At 67.2% G+C, this 17,436-nt stretch carries 17 protein-coding genes and 1 tRNA gene; 9 read left to right on the top strand and 9 right to left on the bottom strand.

Annotated elements, in window-relative coordinates:
• Window positions 1-15: 15 nt before the first annotated feature.
• Together ACNKFW_RS16695 and ACNKFW_RS16690 are read left to right on the top strand one after the other, a co-directional pair.
• Window positions 16-924, top strand: a complete 909-nt coding sequence (locus ACNKFW_RS16695) for a TerB family tellurite resistance protein (RefSeq protein ID WP_418025055.1) — start codon at window positions 16-18, stop codon at window positions 922-924.
• Window positions 925-1,039: 115 nt separating this feature from the next.
• Window positions 1,040-1,417, top strand: a complete 378-nt coding sequence (locus ACNKFW_RS16690; protein WP_418025053.1) for a hypothetical protein — start codon at window positions 1,040-1,042, stop codon at window positions 1,415-1,417.
• Window positions 1,418-1,753: 336 nt separating this feature from the next.
• On the opposite strand, the gene ACNKFW_RS16685 is transcribed toward ACNKFW_RS16690, so the two are convergent.
• Window positions 1,754-1,828 (bottom strand) — tRNA-Gln (locus ACNKFW_RS16685).
• A gap of 96 nt (window positions 1,829-1,924) precedes the next feature.
• On the opposite strand from ACNKFW_RS16685, the gene ACNKFW_RS16680 reads away from it, so the two are divergent.
• Complete coding sequence (locus ACNKFW_RS16680; RefSeq protein ID WP_024845661.1) at window positions 1,925-3,133, top strand: NAD(P)/FAD-dependent oxidoreductase; 1,209 nt, start codon at window positions 1,925-1,927, stop codon at window positions 3,131-3,133.
• Here ACNKFW_RS16680 and kdsA read toward each other — a convergent pair whose 3' ends face one another.
• Genes kdsA through ACNKFW_RS16665 form a run of 3 tightly spaced genes read right to left on the bottom strand, consistent with a single transcriptional unit; the run spans window position 3,134 to window position 6,355 of the window.
• Window positions 3,134-3,967, bottom strand: a complete 834-nt coding sequence (kdsA, locus tag ACNKFW_RS16675) for a 3-deoxy-8-phosphooctulonate synthase (protein ID WP_024845662.1) — start codon at window positions 3,965-3,967, stop codon at window positions 3,134-3,136.
• Complete coding sequence (locus ACNKFW_RS16670; protein WP_024845663.1) at window positions 3,964-5,718, bottom strand: capsule biosynthesis protein; 1,755 nt, start codon at window positions 5,716-5,718, stop codon at window positions 3,964-3,966. Before ACNKFW_RS16670 ends, kdsA begins: the two co-directional genes overlap by 4 nt.
• Window positions 5,702-6,355: an ABC transporter ATP-binding protein gene (locus ACNKFW_RS16665; RefSeq protein ID WP_024845664.1), complete on the bottom strand. Its 654-nt coding sequence runs from the start codon at window positions 6,353-6,355 to the stop codon at window positions 5,702-5,704. The genes ACNKFW_RS16670 and ACNKFW_RS16665 overlap by 17 nt, the downstream gene beginning before the upstream one ends.
• 200 nt (window positions 6,356-6,555) lie before the next feature.
• On the opposite strand from ACNKFW_RS16665, the gene ACNKFW_RS16660 reads away from it, so the two are divergent.
• Together ACNKFW_RS16660 and ACNKFW_RS16655 are read left to right on the top strand one after the other, a co-directional pair.
• Window positions 6,556-7,173: a uracil-DNA glycosylase family protein gene (locus ACNKFW_RS16660; RefSeq protein WP_036748250.1), complete on the top strand. Its 618-nt coding sequence runs from the start codon at window positions 6,556-6,558 to the stop codon at window positions 7,171-7,173.
• Window positions 7,157-7,909 carry an SseB family protein gene (locus tag ACNKFW_RS16655; protein WP_147428913.1) on the top strand — a complete coding sequence of 251 codons (753 nt, stop codon included), beginning with the start codon at window positions 7,157-7,159 and terminating at the stop codon, window positions 7,907-7,909. The genes ACNKFW_RS16660 and ACNKFW_RS16655 overlap by 17 nt, the downstream gene beginning before the upstream one ends.
• A gap of 69 nt (window positions 7,910-7,978) precedes the next feature.
• Here ACNKFW_RS16655 and ACNKFW_RS16650 read toward each other — a convergent pair whose 3' ends face one another.
• Window positions 7,979-8,539, bottom strand: a complete 561-nt coding sequence (locus ACNKFW_RS16650) for a YcbK family protein (protein WP_418025050.1) — start codon at window positions 8,537-8,539, stop codon at window positions 7,979-7,981.
• Between the two features lie 333 nt (window positions 8,540-8,872).
• Here ACNKFW_RS16650 and ACNKFW_RS16645 point away from each other — a divergent pair, with 333 nt between their 5' ends.
• From ACNKFW_RS16645 to ACNKFW_RS16630, 4 genes are all read left to right on the top strand, one after another.
• Window positions 8,873-10,477, top strand: coding sequence for a L,D-transpeptidase family protein (locus tag ACNKFW_RS16645; protein WP_147428912.1), 1,605 nt, complete (start codon window positions 8,873-8,875; stop codon window positions 10,475-10,477).
• Window positions 10,478-10,503: 26 nt separating this feature from the next.
• Window positions 10,504-11,598 carry a UDP-3-O-(3-hydroxymyristoyl)glucosamine N-acyltransferase gene (locus tag ACNKFW_RS16640; protein ID WP_024845669.1) on the top strand — a complete coding sequence of 365 codons (1,095 nt, stop codon included), beginning with the start codon at window positions 10,504-10,506 and terminating at the stop codon, window positions 11,596-11,598.
• Window positions 11,599-11,645: 47 nt separating this feature from the next.
• Window positions 11,646-11,906: an acyl carrier protein gene (locus tag ACNKFW_RS16635; protein WP_024845670.1), complete on the top strand. Its 261-nt coding sequence runs from the start codon at window positions 11,646-11,648 to the stop codon at window positions 11,904-11,906.
• A 137-nt stretch (window positions 11,907-12,043) separates the two neighbouring features.
• Entirely contained in the window at window positions 12,044-13,252 is a 1,209-nt protein-coding gene (locus ACNKFW_RS16630; protein WP_024845671.1) for a beta-ketoacyl-[acyl-carrier-protein] synthase family protein, read from the top strand.
• 91 nt (window positions 13,253-13,343) lie between these two features.
• Here ACNKFW_RS16630 and ACNKFW_RS16625 read toward each other — a convergent pair whose 3' ends face one another.
• The 4 genes from ACNKFW_RS16625 to ACNKFW_RS16610 all read right to left on the bottom strand — a co-directional run bounded on the left by ACNKFW_RS16625 (window position 13,344) and on the right by ACNKFW_RS16610 (window position 17,242).
• Window positions 13,344-14,570 carry an MFS transporter gene (locus tag ACNKFW_RS16625; RefSeq protein WP_147428911.1) on the bottom strand — a complete coding sequence of 409 codons (1,227 nt, stop codon included), beginning with the start codon at window positions 14,568-14,570 and terminating at the stop codon, window positions 13,344-13,346.
• A gap of 8 nt (window positions 14,571-14,578) precedes the next feature.
• On the bottom strand, window positions 14,579-15,217 hold the full coding sequence (gene eda, locus ACNKFW_RS16620) for a bifunctional 4-hydroxy-2-oxoglutarate aldolase/2-dehydro-3-deoxy-phosphogluconate aldolase (protein WP_024845673.1): 639 nt from the start codon (window positions 15,215-15,217) through the stop codon (window positions 14,579-14,581).
• A 184-nt stretch (window positions 15,218-15,401) separates the two neighbouring features.
• On the bottom strand, window positions 15,402-16,016 hold the full coding sequence (locus ACNKFW_RS16615; RefSeq protein ID WP_024845674.1) for a DUF1190 domain-containing protein: 615 nt from the start codon (window positions 16,014-16,016) through the stop codon (window positions 15,402-15,404).
• Between the two features lie 2 nt (window positions 16,017-16,018).
• Window positions 16,019-17,242 (bottom strand): glutathionylspermidine synthase family protein, encoded by a 1,224-nt coding sequence (locus ACNKFW_RS16610; protein WP_024845675.1) that lies wholly within the window; start codon window positions 17,240-17,242, stop codon window positions 16,019-16,021.
• Window positions 17,243-17,436 lie beyond the last annotated feature (194 nt).

Genomic DNA, 17,436 nt, shown 5'->3' with positions numbered 1-17,436 from the left:
GATCAAGTCGAGGAGATGATGGAGGAACTGGGTAAGGCCGAACTGGTCGTGGTCGATACCAACAAGTTCAAGATCAAGCTGGGCATCGGTGAGGACGCCTATACCACGCAAAAGCTAAAAAATCTTTTCGATACTGTCATGGACGCAAAGGAGGCTGTCGGTGTGGGAAGCGCCGGCGCGGCTACCGTGTCCACATTAATTCCGGCGGCAAGCACAGGGTTGCTCACCAAGGCTGCAGTTGCCGTGGGGCTTGCTTCGGCACCGGCGACAGCCCCGCTTGCCTTGGCGGTTATAGCGACGGCAGGTGTGCTCTCTGGTGGTGCCTATTTCGGGGCGAAACGGATGCTCCTGGGTGCCGGGTCATCCAACGTCGAGACCATTCCGAAGTTCATCAATACGCCGATCGACCTGTTGGGGGCTGCGCTGTTCGACATGATCGCGGGGCTTGCCATGAAGGTAGCCGAGTTCTCTGCCCCGATAGATGATGCGGAGCGGGAAACGGTGGTCAACTATTTTTTCGAGGAATGGGGCATCGCGCCTGGCTACGCTCGCCGTGCGCTTCCATTGATCGAGTTGCAGATCAAGAAGCAGAGCCTCAAGGAGATGGCGCGGACATTGGCCGAGTTCCAGATCGACAACCCCGACTGCAATCCCGACGCCATCCGTAAGAACATCTGCCAGTTTCTGGATGAGCTTGCGCATGCCGATGGCGAATTCGATGAAAAGGAAGCGCTGGCAATCGAGGCCGTGGAACGTGAGTTTGCAACCACGCTCTCACCCCAATCCCGACTGATGCGGAAGGCTGGACGCTATTCCTCGCAGGTCGCCGGCGTTGCACAGGGCGGGGCATCGGCTGTCACCAGCGGGGCCAAGTCAGCAATCACTACCCTACGCAGCAGACTGTTCGGGAAGAGGGAAGGCTAAGCCGTTCGACCTGCTAGTCCACGCCTGGCAGCATATCCTTCGCTCCTCATGCCGCATTCCTAATCACTTGGACCGCGCAAGAAATCTCCCTGTAACCACCGATAAAAAGGCAAACATGAAACTTCCAGCACTCTTCCTCGGCGCTACCCTCCTGCTAGCCGCCGGTTGCGCCCAGTCAACAATCCAGCCGATGGCAAAAGATACCTTCAAGGTATCGACCCAAGCCGCACCTGCCTGCGGGGCGAACGGCGCAAGGAATGTCGCTTTCAAGACAGCATCCATAGAGGTCATCAGGCGCGGTTATGACAAATTCATCATCGTCGGCGACGCATCGGCTTCCAACTTCTGGTCCGGCGATCATAGCCAGGACATGGTGGTGAAGGTGATCCCGGAGGGTAGCCGCGAAGCTGCCAATGCCTTGTCTGCACGTCAGCAGCTTGGTGATAACTGGCAGGAGCTTTTGTCCAAAGGTGCCCCGACCACCTGCTCATAGCAGGGGGAAGGTTGGGGCCATCGGCCCTTCTACGCGACAGGAACCATCCAGAATCCCCGGACACATCCTGTTCGGGGTTTTTCTTTCTGGATAATCAAGGGGGCGCTGCTTCCCTCAAACCTCGATCCGACCGTAGCCTTCCCGACCAGCACCCATGCCACCAGCCACCTCTGCCCACCCCACCCTGGGGCATCTCTTGGGGCATAACCCTCTCCGTCGCCCAACCGCCATGACGAAGCAGGTCGCGAGCCAATCTAAGCTATTCCGTCGAAAAGGTCCGGAAAGATCCCGTTCGTGAGAATAGAAAATATCATCTTCTTATTGACTTAGATGAATTGGCTGGGGCGGTAGGATTCGAACCTACGGTACACGGTACCAAAAACCGTTGCCTTACCACTTGGCCACGCCCCAACTTGTGGAGGCGTATCTAGCCAAGCCGACGGGGGGGTGCAAGAGGCAAAAAGGAAAAATCTTGTGGCTTTCGCGCCGGAGTTCTATGGGCCCGCCATGGAACAGGTTGATACAGTCATTCTTGGCGCCGGGGCGGCCGGGCTTTTCTGCGCCGGCTCGATCCTGGGGCAGGCGGACGAGCGGACGCAGCGGATCGTCGTGCTGGATCATGCCCGCGCACCGGGCGAGAAGATCCGCATCTCGGGCGGTGGACGGTGCAATTTCACCAATCTCGCGACCGGGCTCGATCGCTTCGTTTCGGGCAACCCGCGCTTTGCGGCATCGGCCCTGGCCGGCTTCACGCCGGCGGATTTTCTTGCCCTGGTCGAGCAGGCGGGCATCGCCTGGCACGAAAAGACGCTGGGGCAACTGTTTTGCGATGGCAGCGCGCGACAGATCATCGATATGCTGCTGCACCGGATGCGCGGTGCCGAATTGCGGCTTGGGATTGCCGTGGCGGGGGTAGAGCCGGCAGGTGGCGGCTTCGTCGTCGCCACCGCGCGGGGGCCGCTGGCGGCGCGGCGTGTGGTCGTGGCAACGGGCGGCAAATCGATTCCCAAGATGGGGGCGACGGGGATCGGATATGACATTGCCGCCCGTTTCGGGCTTGCGCTGGCCGAGCCAAGGGCCGGGCTGGTGCCGCTGACCTTTGCCCAGCAGGATCTGGACCTTTGCCGGCCGCTGGCCGGATTGTCGGTCGCGGCCGAGGTCAGCCATGGCGCGGGACGGCGGCGCACCCGCTTTCGCGACGGGCTGCTTTTTACCCATCGCGGGCTGTCGGGACCGGCGATCCTGCAAATTTCGAGCTTCTGGCGGCCGGGGGAGGAGATCGCCGTGGATCTGGCGCCGGATACGGATGTCGCGGCGGGCCTGCGAGAGATCCGCGGCCAGGGCGGGCGGCTGGGCGTGGGATCGGCCTTGTCGCGCTGGCTGCCCGCCCGGCTGGCCGAGGCGATCGCCGCCGAGGCGGGGCTGGCGGGCGCGCGGCTGGCCGACCAGGGCAATGCCGCGCTCGAGCGGCTGGGGGCGCGGGTGAATCGCTGGACCCTGCGCCCGGTCGGCAGCGAAGGCTGGCGCACGGCCGAGGTCACGGTGGGCGGCGTCGATACGCGTGCGCTCGATTCGCGGAGCATGCAGGTGAAATCCGTCCCCGGCCTTTACTTCATCGGCGAGGTGGTCGATGTCACCGGCTGGCTCGGCGGCTATAATTTCCAATGGGCCTGGGCCTCGGCCCATGCCGCGGCCCAGGCCATTGCGGCCGGCTGATCAGTCCATCACCGGATCGGATTTGGCCAGCGCGTCGAAGCGCATGAGCGAGGCGATCAGCGCCGGCATCCGCTCCAGCTGGATCATGTTCGGCCCGTCGGAGGGCGCGTTGTCGGGATCCTGATGCGTCTCGATGAAGACGCCGGCCACGCCCAGCGCCACCGCCGCCCGTGCCATGACCGGCGCGAATTCGCGCTGCCCGCCGGACGAGCCGCCCTGACCGCCCGGCTGCTGCACGGAATGGGTCGCATCCATGATCACCGGCCAGCCGGTCCGCGCCATGATCGGCAGGCTGCGCATGTCGGCGACCAGGGTGTTGTAGCCGAAGCTGACGCCGCGCTCGGTCAGCAGGATGCGCTTGTTCCCGGTCGAGGCGACCTTTTCGGCGACATTGGGCATGTCCCAGGGGGCCAGGAACTGACCCTTCTTGATGTTCACCGCCGCCGGTGTCTCGCCCGCCGCCAGCAGCAGGTCGGTCTGGCGCGACAGGAAGGCCGGGATCTGGATCACGTCCACCACCGAGCCGGCCAGCCGGGCCTGTTCGATGTCATGCACGTCGGTCAGCACCGGGCAGCCGATGCGCTTGCGCACCTCCTCGAGCATGCGCAGCCCCCCGTCGATGCCGATGCCGCGCCGGCCCCTGAGCGAGGTGCGGTTGGCCTTGTCGTAGCTGGCCTTGAAGACGAAGCCCGCCCCCGCCTTGGCGCAGGCCTCGGCCACGGTCTCGGCGATCATCAGCGCGTGATCGAGGGTTTCAAGCTGGCAAGGCCCGGCGATCAGCGCCAGGGGCCGATCGTTTCCGAAGGTGACATTGCCGATCTGGACATGATTCATGAGGATACCTGTTCGCGCAGGATCGAAGCGGTGAGCGAGAGCATCAGGTAGATGCCCGAAAACACCAGGAAGGCCACGATCGTGTTCTGGAAAGCCTTTGGATAGGTCGCCTCGTCCGGGGGCACCGGGGCGACGGAAAGCGAAAGATAGCGGACCTGCTTGTTGGCCTCGATCCGCGCAGTTTCCATCTGCGCGGCGGCATTGGCCAGCAGTTCCTGCCGGGTGGCAAGGTCGGATTCGGCGATGCGGATCTCGCCCGAGATGGTCGCCAGCGAGCCGCGGGCGGTATTGCCTTCGGTCAGTTGGCTGCGGGTCTGGTCCAGCATCTCCTCCAGCCGGCCGATGTCGCCCCTGACGCCCGCGACGCGGCTGGCATTGGGGCGCTGGTTGGAGAGCAGCTGACCCAGTTCCAGCTTCTTTTCGGCCAGCTGGCGCTCGAGATCGGCGATGCGGTTCATGATCACGCTGCCTTCGGCCGCAGGGTCCAGCACGCCCAGCCTTTGCTGCAGTTCCTGGACGCGGCGCTGCGCCAGCAGCACCTTGTTCTCGGCATCCTGATAGCTTTCGACCGAGCCCTTCATCTGGTCCTCGCGCAGCCGCGCGGTCATCTGGTCCACCTGTCCCTCGGCATATTTGATCAGCGCCATCGAAAATTCCTGGCTGAGCTCGGGATCGGGGGCGATCACCTCCATGTTGATCACGCCCTCGGTCGGATCGTAGCCGATCTTCACCAGGTTGCGATAGAGCCTGTAGGCCTGTTCGTTGGTCGCATCCGGCAACAGGCGCAGGATCGGGTCCATGGCCGGATCCTGGAAGGCCCGCTTGAAGCCCAGATCCCTGTCGAGCCGCAGCATCGCATCGCGCGAGGTCAGATAGCTTTGCACCGACACCGAATCGGTATTGGTGGCCATCTGCGTGCCGCCGAAAATCCCGCCGATCCCGCTCGAGCTTGATTGCTCGGCCTGCTGGATCTGGAATTGCGAGACGGTGGCGTAAAGCGGCGTGGCGACGAAGAAATAATACCAGCCCGCGATCAGCGTCGGCAGTCCGACAAAGGCCGCCAGGCGCGCAAACAGCATCAGAAGCTTGCGGCGCCTGCGCCGGGCGATGTCCTGCTGGATGCGGATGATCTCGGCCGCGCGCCGGTCCTCGGTCAGTTCCTCGCGCGAGGGCAGGTTGGGCGTGCCGGGGGGCAGGGGCGTGATCTCGGTCCCGCGCCGGCGGGGGCCGGAGCCATCCCCGCGCATCGGCACCGGCATGGTGGTGCCGGCCGCCGAGGCCGCCGCCTGGGCGCGCGCCCCTTCCTCGGACAGAATCTTGCTGACCGAGGCGCGGTGGAACGGGTCGATGCCGCGGTCGCGCAGCAGGACGACCGCCTCGTGATCCGACGCCGCCTCGATCTCATGCATGGCGGCGATGCGGCGCGCCATGCGCAGCTGGCGATCGGTCAGGTTCTCGGCTCGCACGGCGGCGATGCGCTCGGCCAACGGGGGCTGATCCGGCGCCGCCCCGTCCCTGGGCATATCGGCCGGCTGCGGCGCCGCGCCGGGAAAGCGCATGTCGCCGAAGCCGTCATCACCGGTGGCGAAAAGCTGCCCCATGTCCTGCGCAGCGGGCGGGGCTTCGGTGCGTTTCCTGATTTCGACCCTTGCCTTGCCCTTTTCTTCGGCCGCTGCGGGTTCCTGGCCGACGGCCAGCACCGATTCCTCGCGGCGGGTGCGATAGGCGCGCGCCTTAGGCGGTGTAGTCATAATATTGCTTCGCCTCTTCGAGGGTTTCAAAATGGTAGAGCTTGCCGTCGCGCAGGACAGCCGCGGAATTGCAGAACTTTTCAATGGTTTGCGCCTGGTGCGACACCACGACCACTGTCGCCGACCGAAGGCGTTCGTAAAGCACGGTCCCGGCCTTGCGGTTGAACTCCGGGTCGGTGGTGCTGGGCATGCCCTCGTCGATCAGGTAGATGTCGAATTCCAGCGCCAGCATCAGCGAAAAGGTGAAGCGCGCGCGCATGCCGGCACTGTAGGTGCCGACCGGCATGTCGAAATATTCGTCGATGTCGGTCAGCCAGCGGCAGAAGGCCTCGACGTAATCCGGGTCGAGCCCGTAGATGCGGGCAATGAAGCGCGCATTCTCATTGGCGCTGAGCGACGAGGTGATGCCGCCCATGAAGCCCAGCGGAAAGGACACCCGGCATTCGCTGCGGATCGTGCCCTCGTCGGGCTTTTCCAGCCCGCACATCATGTTGATGATCGTGGTCTTGCCGGTACCGTTGGGGGCCAGGATGCCCATCGACCGCCCCAGCTCGATCCGGAACGAGGCGCGGTCCAGGATCACCTTGCGTTGCATGCCGGTCCAGAACGACTTGGAAACATTGTCGAATTCGATCATCTGGCCGTCCTGATCCGCGCGCGGGCGCGGCATGGTAATGGTTACGACATACACAGTCCCGCCGCGCGCCGAATACCCCCGGCCGCGGCAGGCCGGACAATATGCCGGGCGGGTCGCGCTGTCCACCATGGCGATCAATGCTTTATATATCGTGAATGCCGACCCTTTTTTGCCATGGCCGGGGTACCTATCTGCCGGGCATGCCCGCCTTGCCCAGCCTCCTTCGCGAGATTTCCGCCTGCCGCCTCTGTGCGCCGCGCTTTGCGGTGACGGCGACCGCGCATAGCCCGCGCCCCGTCGCCTGGTTCCGCCCCGGCGCGCGCATCCTGGTCGTCGGCCAGGCGCCGGGCATGCGCGTGCATCTGGTCGGGCGGCCCTTTGCCGACCGCTCGGGCGACCGGCTGCGCGACTGGATGGGCCTGTCCGAAACCGAGTTCTATGACCGCTCGCGGATCGCCATCGTGCCGATGGCCTTCTGCTTTCCCGGCTATGACGCCAAGGGCGCCGACCTGCCGCCGCCGCCGATCTGCGCCCGGACCTGGCGCGCGCGCGTCATGGCCGAGCTGCGGCCGCAGCTGACGCTGCTGGTCGGCGGCCATGCGCAGCGTTGGCACCTGGGGGCCGCAGCGCGCGGCGGGGTGACGGCGACCGTCGCCGGCTGGCGCGATCATGCGCCGCACATCTTCCCCTTGCCTCATCCGTCCTGGCGCAATACCGCCTGGCTGCGGCGCAATCCCTGGTTCCAGGCCGAGTTGCTGCCGGAACTGCGCGCCGCCGTTGCCGCCCTGATGAGAGAAGCCGATGACCCCGCTGGATGAGCTTTGCCAGGTTCCCTTTCACGAGGCCGATGCGCCTGCCCGGTCGCGCATCCTGTCGCGCCTGGCCGATACCGAGCTTTTCGTGGCGCTGCTGGCCGAGCCGGCCGACGACCGCGCCGAATTGCGGCTGTTCGACTTGCCCGAGGGGCGCTTTGCCCTGGCTTGCGACCGCGAGGAGCGGCTGGCCGGTTTCGTCGGCGGCCCGGTTGCCTATCTCGCGCTGCCGGGCCGGGTGCTGGCCGCGGCCCTGGCCGAGGAGGGGCGGGGCCTGCTGGTCAATCCCGGCCATGCCTCGCAGCTGATGCTGGATGCGGGCGTGCTGGGCTGGCTGGTCGGGGCGCTTCAGGCGCGGCCCGGCATGGCGCCGGACGAGGCCGCGCGACGGCTGGGCGCGCCTTCGCCCGAGGCGGTGGCGCTGCTGGCCGAGCCCCTGGCGCAGCGGCTGGGCGATATGGCCGGGCTGGTCGGGCGGCTGGCGCTGGTCGCCGCCGAATGGCAGGACGGGCGGCAAGGCCATGCGTTGATCCTGGCCGGCGTCGATCCGGCGTATCAGGCCGCGGTGGCCAAGGCTTTGGCCGAGTTGCTGGCCTTCCTGCCCGAGCTGCCCGGCGGCGTGGATATCGGCTTTGCCGAGCCCGACCTGCCCACCGGGGCGCTGGTCATGGAACCCCCGCCGCCTGCGCCCGCGCCCGAACCGGTGCGGCGCGATCCCTCGGCACCGCCGCGGCTGCGCTGAAAAGGCAAACGAAAACCCGCCCAAAGGGGCGGGTCTTTGCGTGATCACCGAAAATTGATCGGCCGCGAGTCAGGCGCCCCAGTGGCGGATCGGGCCGCAATCCATATGGACGAAGTTCGAGCGCGAATATTTGCCGACCCCGCCAGCATTGCAGGCGGCCGCGGCCTTGTACATCTGCGAGACCGAGCGCGATTTCAGGCGCAGGTCCGCAGCCTTGCCCACCATGTGCAGCGAGTTCTTGGCCACGCCCGAGGACCGCGAGCGCAGCATGGCGTTGGTCTGGGGCGAGCGATAGCCCGACAGCATCATATAGGGTTCATTGGTTTGCAGCAGCCTGTGCGAGGCCGCGGCGATGTCGATCGTGCGCGGGTCGATTCCGATCGCCTGGCCGGTTCGCCAGTCGCGCATGAAGATGTTGATTTCATTCAGGGCATCCCGGATATACTTGCCTTCGACCCAGTAAATCGTGTCGATGCTTTCGCCCGTGCGCCCCGAATACATGCGAATGCGGCGGATGTCGCCGGCACCTCGCAGCAGACCGAAGGCATTGGCCATAACCGGCGCTGCTGCCACCGTGGTCGCCGCGAAGACGCCAAGGATGCCCCGACGCGAGAGAGATTCGAACGTCATGTCAGATCGCCTGTCCTGCTTTCGTTGTTCTTGCCGCCCGTTGAAACGGCGCGCTCCGGTTTAGCCGGAACCGGTTAAGACTATGTCACCAGCGCGCGAGCGGAGGGAAGCTTTTCGTTCCGCAGGCGGCGAAGTTCTGCCATTCTCGGCAAGAATCCGCCGAAATCCGTGTGATTCGGAACCAAAGCGAATGTTTCTGCGCCGCCGTGTTCACGCTGCATCAGTGATGCAACAAAAAACCTGCGTCGCTGGACCGGAATCCGCCCGGATGCGAAGATTTGCCACAGGTGTTGAAGGGAATGTCAGGTGCGCTCTTTCGGGCTGATTCGTGTGATGGTTGTTGCGGCCGTTCTGGCCATGCCGCGTGCCGCCGCCGGCCAGGCGCTGGATGCCGCGCCCATGGCCGCGCTTCCGGCGCCGAGGCTGAGCTTTTCCGAAACGGAAATGCAACTGGCTGAGCGGGTCGCCGACCATCCAGGCCTGGCCGATTTCTATGGCACCAACGGGCTGAAGCCGATCTTCGCGGGTGCCGAGGGGGCCCCGCGCCGGGCCGCGCTGATCGAGGCGCTGGGGCAGGCAGCCTCGCACGGGCTGCCTGCCGCGCGCTATCGCCAGGCCGCGTTGCGCCGGCTGGACGATGCGGGCGCCGATACGGTCGAGGGCGAGATCCGCTTTGCCCGCGCCTTTGCCGACTGGAGCCGCGACGTGACGGGCGGGATCCTCGATCCGCGCAGGGTCGAGCCCGGCATCAAGCGCGAGGTGCAGCGCCCGCGCACCGGCGACCTGCTGCGCGCCTTTGCCGCCGCCGACGATCCGGCGGCGATGCTGGCCACCCTGCCGCCCCAGGATCCGCGCTACGAGGCGCTGCGTCAGGCGCTGGCGCGGCAGTCGCAGCTGGTGGCCCCCGCCGATGCGCCGCCGGTGCCCGAGGGGCTGTGGCGCGAGGGGACCAGCGATCCCGCCGTCGCGGCGCTGCGCGTGCGCCTGGCCTCGGTCGGTTTCGCCGCGGCGCCCCAGGGCAGCCCGCTGACCTATGACGGGGCGCTGGCGCAGGCGGTCGCCGCCTATCAGCGGGCGGCGGGGCTGCCGGCGGATGGCGTGGCCGGGCCGCGCACGGTGGCGCGGCTGAACCGCGGCACCGGCCCCGAGTCCGAGGCGATCCTGGTCGCGCTGGAGCGCATGCGCTGGATGGCCGGCCATGACCTGAACGCCCGCCACGTCTGGGTGAACCTGCCCGAGTTCAACGCCCGCATCTACGAGAACGGCCGCGAGATCTTCGAGACCCGCGTGGTGATCGGCAAGGCCAACCGGGAATTCGAGACGCCCGAGTTCAGCGAGACAATGAAATACATGGTGGTCAACCCGCGCTGGAACGTGCCGCGCTCGATCACCGTCAAGGAATACCTGCCGCGGCTGCAGGCCAACCGCCATGCGGTCGGCCATCTCGACGTGGTGGATGGGGCGGGCAATGTCATCCCGCGCGACCGCATCGATTTCCGCAAGTATACGGCCAAGACCTTTCCCTACCGGATGCGGCAGAAACCCAGCGACGACAATGCGCTGGGGCAGGTCAAGTTCATGTTCCCCAATCCCTGGAACATCTATCTGCACGACACCCCGACCAAGCATCTGTTCAACCAGTCGAGCCGCGCCTATTCGCATGGCTGCATCCGCGTCGGCCGGCCCGTCGACCTAGCGCATGAGCTGCTGACGGGCCAGGTCGAAAACCCCGAGGCGGTGTTTGCCAAGGCGCTGAAATCCGGGCGCGAGACCTATCTGAACCTGCGCCCGCCGGTGCCGGTGCATCTGGTCTATTTCACCGCCTTCCCCGACGAGACCGGGCAGATCCGCCGCTTTCCCGACATCTATGGCCGCGATGCGCTGGTGCATGCGGCGCTGGTCAAGGCCGGGCTGGATTCCGCGGCCGCGGATGAATAGATGAACCCCAACCAAAGGGGAGCCGCATGACACTGACCATCGCCGAACTGGCCCGCGCACTTGATGCCCGTCTCTGGGGCGAGGGCAGCCTGATCGTCAACGGCGCGGCCGAGGCCGGCCAGGCGCGCGAGGACCAGATCGCCCTGGCGACCACGCCCGCCTATGCCGAGAAGCTGGCGCCGGGCGGCATGGCGCTCTTGGCCGAGGGGGCCGATCCCGAGGCGCTGGGGCTGCGCGCCGCCATCCTGGTCGGCCGCCCGCGACTGGCCATGGCCGGGCTGACCCGTGCCTTCGATCCCGGCCCCGGCATCGCGCCCGGCATCCATGCCAGCGCGGTAATCGACCCGACGGCCGAACTGCCCCAGGATGCCGCCATCGGCCCCTTCGTGGTCATCGGGGCGCGGGTGCGGATCGGGGCGGGGGCGCGCATCGCCTCGCATGTCTCGATCGGCGCGGATACGGTGATCGGCCGCGATGCGCTGATCCATGCCGGGGTGCGGATCGCCCATGGCGTGACCATCGGCGACCGGGTGATCCTGAACCCCGGCGTCTCGCTGGGCGCGGACGGGTTTTCCTTTGTCACGCCCGAGAAATCCGGCGTCGAGGAGATCCGGCAATCCCTGGGCGAGCGGTCCGAGATCCGCCAGCAGCACTGGACCCGCATCCATTCGCTGGGCGGGCTGGAGATCGGCGACGATGTCGAGATCGGCGCCAATTCCACCGTGGACCGCGGCACCATCCGCGCGACCCGCATCGGCCGCGGCACCAAGATCGACAACCTGGTGCAGGTCGGCCACAATTGCGTGGTGGGCGAGGATTGCCTGCTTTGCGGCCTGGTGGGCATCGCCGGCTCGGCCCGGATCGGCAATCGCGTGGTGCTGGGCGGGCAGGTCGGCGTCTCGGACAACATCTTCGTCGGCGACGACGTGATCGCGGGCGGCGCCACCAAGATATTCACCAACGCGCCGGCCGGCCGGGTGCTGCTGGGCAGCCCGGCGGTCAAGATGGAGACCCATGTCGAGGCGCAGAAGAACATCCGCCGCCTGCCACGGCTTTACGCGCAGGTGGCCGAGCTTCGCGAAACTGTTAAGAAACTGCTCGACAAGGGCGGCGTGGAATAGCATTCCCGCATGTAATCGCCCCTGACCGGGACAGAACGGAGGCCGAGATGACAGAAATCCGCGACCGCATCATCCAGATCATCGCAGAACAGGCGATGCTGGATCCTTCCGAACTGCAGCTCGAGATGTCGCCGCAAGAGATCGGCATCGACAGCCTGGGCCTGGTCGAATCCATCTTTGCCATCGAGGAAGCCTTCGACATCTCGGTGCCCTTCAACGCCAACGAGCCCGAGAAATCCGACTTCGACATCTCGAGCCTCGGCGCCATCATCGGCGCCGTGGAAAAGCTGGTTGCTGACAAGGCATGAACGCCAAGAGGGCCAAGGGCGACAAGACGCCCAAATCCGAACGCAAGCCCGGCAAGGTCAAGGGCAAGGTCAAGAACGCGACCAAGCTCGCCCGCACCATGCTGGGCCGCGTCATCATGGGGCGCCATGCCAACGGCATGCGCCGCGTCGCCATCACCGGCATGGGCACCATCAACGCGCTTGGCCGCGACGTGCCCTCGACGCTGGAGGCGATGCGCGAGGGGCGCTGCGGCATCGGCCCGCTGGAGTTCCGCGATGTCGAGCGGCTGGCGATCCGTATCGGCGGCCAGGTTCGCGACTGGGAGGCCGAGACCTATTTCAATCGCCAGCAGATCGTCCTCTATGACAAGTTCACCCAGTTCACCCTGCTGGCCGCGCGCGAGGCGGTGACGCAGTCCGGCCTGGTCTTCGAGGGCGAGCTGGGCCTGCGCGCGGGCGTGGTGCTGGGCACCGCCGCCGGCGGCATGACCACCTGGGACGAGAATTACCGCACCGTCTATGAAGAGGGGAAGAACCGCGTCCATCCCTTCGTCGTGCCCAAGCTGATGAACAACGCCGCCTGTTCGCATCTGAGCATGGAATACGGGCTGCTGGGCCCCAGCTTCACCGTGGCCACCGCCTGCGCCAGCTCCAACCACGCCATGGGCCTGGCCTTCAACATGGTGCGCTCGGGCGCCGCGACCGTCATGCTGACCGGCGGGTCCGAGGCGATGCTGTGCTTTGGCGGCGTCAAGGCCTGGGAGGGCTTGCGCGTCATGTCCAAGGATGCCTGCCGGCCGTTCTCGGCCACCCGCAATGGCATGGTGCAGGGCGAGGGGGCGGGGGTCTTCGTCTTCGAGGATTGGGAGCACGCGGTGGCGCGCGGCGCCGACATCCTGGCCGAGGTGGTGGGCTTTTCCATGTCGGCCGATGCGCAGGACATCGTCATGCCCTCGGCCATCGGCGCCGAGCGTACCATCACCGGCGCCATGCTGGACGCGCATATGCGCCCCGACGAGGTCGGCTATATCAACGCCCATGGTACCGGCACGGCCGCGAACGACAAGACGGAATGCGCGGCGGTGGCCCATGCCTTCGGCCATCATGCCGACCGGCTGATGATTTCCTCGACCAAGTCCATGCACGGCCACCTGATCGGCGGCACCGGCGCGGTCGAACTGCTGGCCTGCATCATGGCGCTGCGCGACGGCGTGATCGCGCCCACCATCGGCTACGAGGAGCCGGACCCGGAATGCGCGCTGGACGTGGTGCCGAACGAGGCGCGCGAGGCCAGGGTCGAGGCGGTTCTGTCCAACGCCTTCGCCTTCGGCGGGCTGAATGCGGTGATCGCGCTGCGCAAGGCGTGACGTCATTATGGCGTTGGGAAGCAGCAGCTTGCCATGGAAGGCTCCGGGCCTTCCTGGCTGAGTTTCAGACCTTTGCCGCGGCTTGGATGTATTACCGCGCCACCTCGCGCGGGCGCAGCATCAGCCACAAGAGCGCGCCACCGGCCAGCACCAGGAAGGGCAGCATGGCGAGGTTCACCGCGCTCCAGCCCGCCTGGGCCGAGCCGCCCATGCAGTTCATCAGCCCGCCCGAGGACAGCGAGGCCAGGAACACCCCGCCGAAGACCACGGCATCGTTCAAGCCCTGCACCCGCTCGCGCTCCTCGGGCCGATAGGCGCGGGTCAGCATGGCGGTGGCGCCGATATAGCCGAAGTTCCAGCCCAGTCCGAGCAGGATCATGGCGATGAAGAAATGCGCGAGATCGACGCCCGACAGCGCCACCGCCCCGGCACCGGCCAGGATCGCCAGACCGGCCATGACGATGCGGGTGGCACCGAAGCGGGCGATCAGGTGGCCGGTGAAGAACGAGGGCGCGAACATCGCCAGCACATGGCCAGAGACGATGTTGGCCGCATCCGCGGTGGCAAAGCCGCAGCCCACCACCGCCAGCGGCGCCGAGGTCATCACCAGGTTCATCAGCGCATAGGAGACCATGCCGCAGATCATCGCCACGGCGATCTGCGGCACGCGCAGAATCTCGCCCAGCGGCCGGCCCTGGGCATGGCCCCGGGCGGGGGCAGGCGGGCGCGGAATGTCGAGAAAGGCGAAAAGCACCGGCCCCAGCAGGTTCAGCCCGATGATCGCGGCATAGGTGGCCAGGAAGGGGATGGCGGTCACTTCCGCCGTCCAGCGCACCAGCAGCGGGCCGGTGAAGGCGGCGGCAAGCCCGCCCGCCAGCACCCAGGAGATGGCGCGCGACTGGAACTCGGGCGGGGCGCAATCGGTGGCGGCAAAGCGGAAGAAGCCCTGCGCCGCCATGTAGACCCCGGTAAAGAGCGCGCTGGCGGTGAACAGCCAGAAGCTGCCGCTGGCCAGGGCATAGGCGGCGATACCCGCCCCCAGCGCCGCCGAGCCGCAGGACAAGAGGAACCCCGCCCGCCGGCCGTGCCGGCGCATGAAGCCCGAGAGCGGCCGGGCGGAGAGCGCCGAGCCCAGGATCATCATCGACAGGGGCAGGGTGGCGATGCAGGGATTGGGGCTCAGCATCTGGCCGGCCAGCCCGCCGACGATGAAGATCATCGACATCTGCGCCCCGAGCAATGCCTGCGCCAGGAGCAGCACGACGACGTTGCGCCAGGCCCGGCGCATCGGGTCGGTCTCGGTCAGCGCCATGGCCATGCTGCGCCTCAGCGCAGGGCGCGCGCGTCGCGGGCGCGGGATTCGATCGCCGCCCAGTCGCCGGCGGCCAGCTCGGCATCGGGTGCGATCCAGCTGCCGCCGACGCAGACCACATTCGGCAGGGCCAGGTAGCCGGGGGCGTTCTGCAAGGTCACGCCGCCGGTCGGGCAGAAACTGACCTGCGGCAGCGGCCCGGCCAGGGATTTCAGCGATTTCGCCCCGCCCGCCGCCTCGGCCGGGAAGAATTTCAGCATGGAATAGCCCAGTTCCATCGCCCGCATCACCTCGGAGGCGGTGACGGCGCCGGGCAGGAGCGGCAGGCCGATATCCTCGCAGGCACGCGCCAGCCGCTCGGTCAGGCCGGGCGAGACGGCGAAGCTGGCGCCGGCATCCCTGGCCCGTTTCGCATCGTCCGGGGTCAGCACCGTGCCGGCGCCGACATGGCCGCCCGGCACTCTGGCCATCGCCCGGATGACGTCGAGCGCGGCGGGGGTGCGCAGCGTCACCTCGAGCACCGGCAGGCCGCCGGCCACCAGTGCCGTGGCCAGCCCCTCGGCGCGGCCGGCGTCGCCGACGACCAGGACAGGGATCACCGGGGCGAGTTCGCAAAGCGCGCGGGTCTTCTGGGACTGCTGTTCGGGGGTCATGGCGGGTCTCGTTCTTGCGGAAATCTCGCGGCAGGTTGCGCTTTTCCGCGCCGCTGCGCAAGGGTTCATGTTAGCGTTAACTTGACGCGGGCAGGCCGGCGAAAGGAAAAGGGGGCTGTCTGCCCCCTCTTGCGGCCGGTGGCCGCAATTCACCCCCGAGGATATTTGGGCAAGAAAGAAGCCGTCAGCCGCCGAGGCTGCTGCGCCCGCCCGAACGCGCGGTGGCCGAGGCGCCGAAGCCGCCGCGCTGGCTGACCTGGGCCGCCGACATCGGCGGCTTGCCGATGGTCGAGGGCGCGCGCTGGAAGGTCGCGGCCGGCACCTTGCCGGCGCCGCGGTTGCTGGCGAAGCTCTGGTCGCCCTTGGGCGTCGAATAGCGCCCGTCGGCCGTGTTCACCATCGGCTGCGAGAAGATGCCGCCGCCGCGCGACAGCATCGAGCCCATCATGTAGCCAACCAGCAGCGGCATGAAGGAAAAGCCGCCGCCCGAGCCCTGCGCCTGCTGGGCCGGGTCGCCGCCGCAATTGCCCAGGCCATGTTCCTGTTCGCACAGCTCCCTGGATTCGTAGCGCGGCGCGGTTTCCAGGAATTCCTGCTGGGCGGCGGCAAAGTTCTTGCGGCAGTCCTCTTCGGTGAACCACAGGGTTTCCTGCTTGCTGGCGGCGATGCAGCTTTCCAGGTCGGGAAAGCTTTGCGCATCCATGCGGTCGTCCTCGCAGCCGGCCAGCGCCAGGGTCGCGGTTCCGGCCAGCACCAGCGCGACATGGCGCGAGCGTTTGCGGGGGAGGCGTTCGGTCATGGTCAGCCCTCGATGAAATGCGGCTTGAAGCGCGACAGGTTGTGGGTGATGGGCGAGCGGTCCTCGCGCAGGCCGAGGCCGCAGCAGCTTTCGCCCACGATCCAGGCGCCGAGGACCGGGCGGAAGCCGCCGAAATCCGGCAGCCGGGCCAGGCCCTGCACGATCATCGGGTGATGCGAATAGCTGTCGTCGCCGGTGCGCGCCACCTCGCGGCCCGCCTCGCGGATCACCACCCCCGCGCCTTCGCGCGAGAAGATCGGCTTCAAGACATGGCCCTGGGCCAGCGTGTCGCGCGCCGCCTCGAAGGCCGGGGCCAGATCGGGGGCGGGACTGCCGCCCGCCATCGCTTCCTGCACGTCGGCCAGGAAGAAGGCGGGCAGCAGGTTCGGATGGCCGGGGAACATCTGCCACAGGAGCGGCAGGATGCCCTTGTTCGACAGCACCGCCTTCCAGGGCGGCTCGATGAAGCGGGTGCCCGAGGATTGCAGATGCGCGGCGAAATCGTCGCGCAGCATGTCCTCCCAGGGGTAGAGCTTGAAGAGCGTGCCGATGACGCGCGACTGGTCGTCGGCGAATTGCCCCTCCTCGGTCAGGCCGATCTGCGAAAGCGCGGTGAAATGCGCGCCCAGGCCAGCCTCGCGCGCGGCCCAGGCCAGGGTCTCGACGGTGGCGTAATCCTCGGGATTGTCGGGATCGGCGGTGAAATGCACCTCTTCGCCATCGGTGCAGATCTGGGTCCAGCGCGCCACGATCGCCTCGTGGATGCTGTTGAACTGGTCGGCATCCGCGTCGAGCACCCCGGCCGCCCGCTGCTGTTCGAACCAGAGCCATTGGAAGCTGGCGGATTCGTAGAGCGAGGTCGGCGTATCGGCATTGTATTCCAGCAGCTTCGCCGGGCCATGGCCGTCATAGGCCAGGTCCATGCGCCCGTAAAGCTCGGGCTCGCCCCGCGCCCAACTGGCCGCGACCAGATCCCAATGCGCGCGCGGGATGTCGAGCCGGGCCAGCCAGGCCTCGTCGCGGGTGGCGCGGTCCACCGCCTCGCGGCACATCGCATGCAGTTCCGTCGCCGGGGCCTCGATGTCCTCCTCGACCTGGCGCAGGGTGAAGCGATAGGCGCTGGTTTCGTCCCAATAGGGCTCGCCGCCCATGTCGGCGAAGCTGAAGCCCAGCTTCTCCGCCTCGTCGCGCCAGCCGGGTCGCTCGGGAAGGGTGCGTTTTTCCATGGTCTCTCCTTCCGCCCGAGATAGGACGGGGCGGCGGCCCGGCGCAAGCCTTGGGCGGCGATTTTCCTGGCCGGGGGCCCGGATGCATCGGCGTTGCCCCGCGCCGGGCGATGCGCCCGGCCATGTGCCCCGGCATGCGGGGCTTGCGGCAGGGACGGCTTCGCGCCAAGCTGCTACCATTCCAGCCCCGCGAG

Source organism: Paracoccus sp. TD-10, assembly GCF_048270675.1.
Lineage (GTDB): Bacteria > Pseudomonadota > Alphaproteobacteria > Rhodobacterales > Rhodobacteraceae > Paracoccus > Paracoccus pantotrophus.
This window is presented reverse-complemented; position numbering and strand designations above follow the sequence as displayed.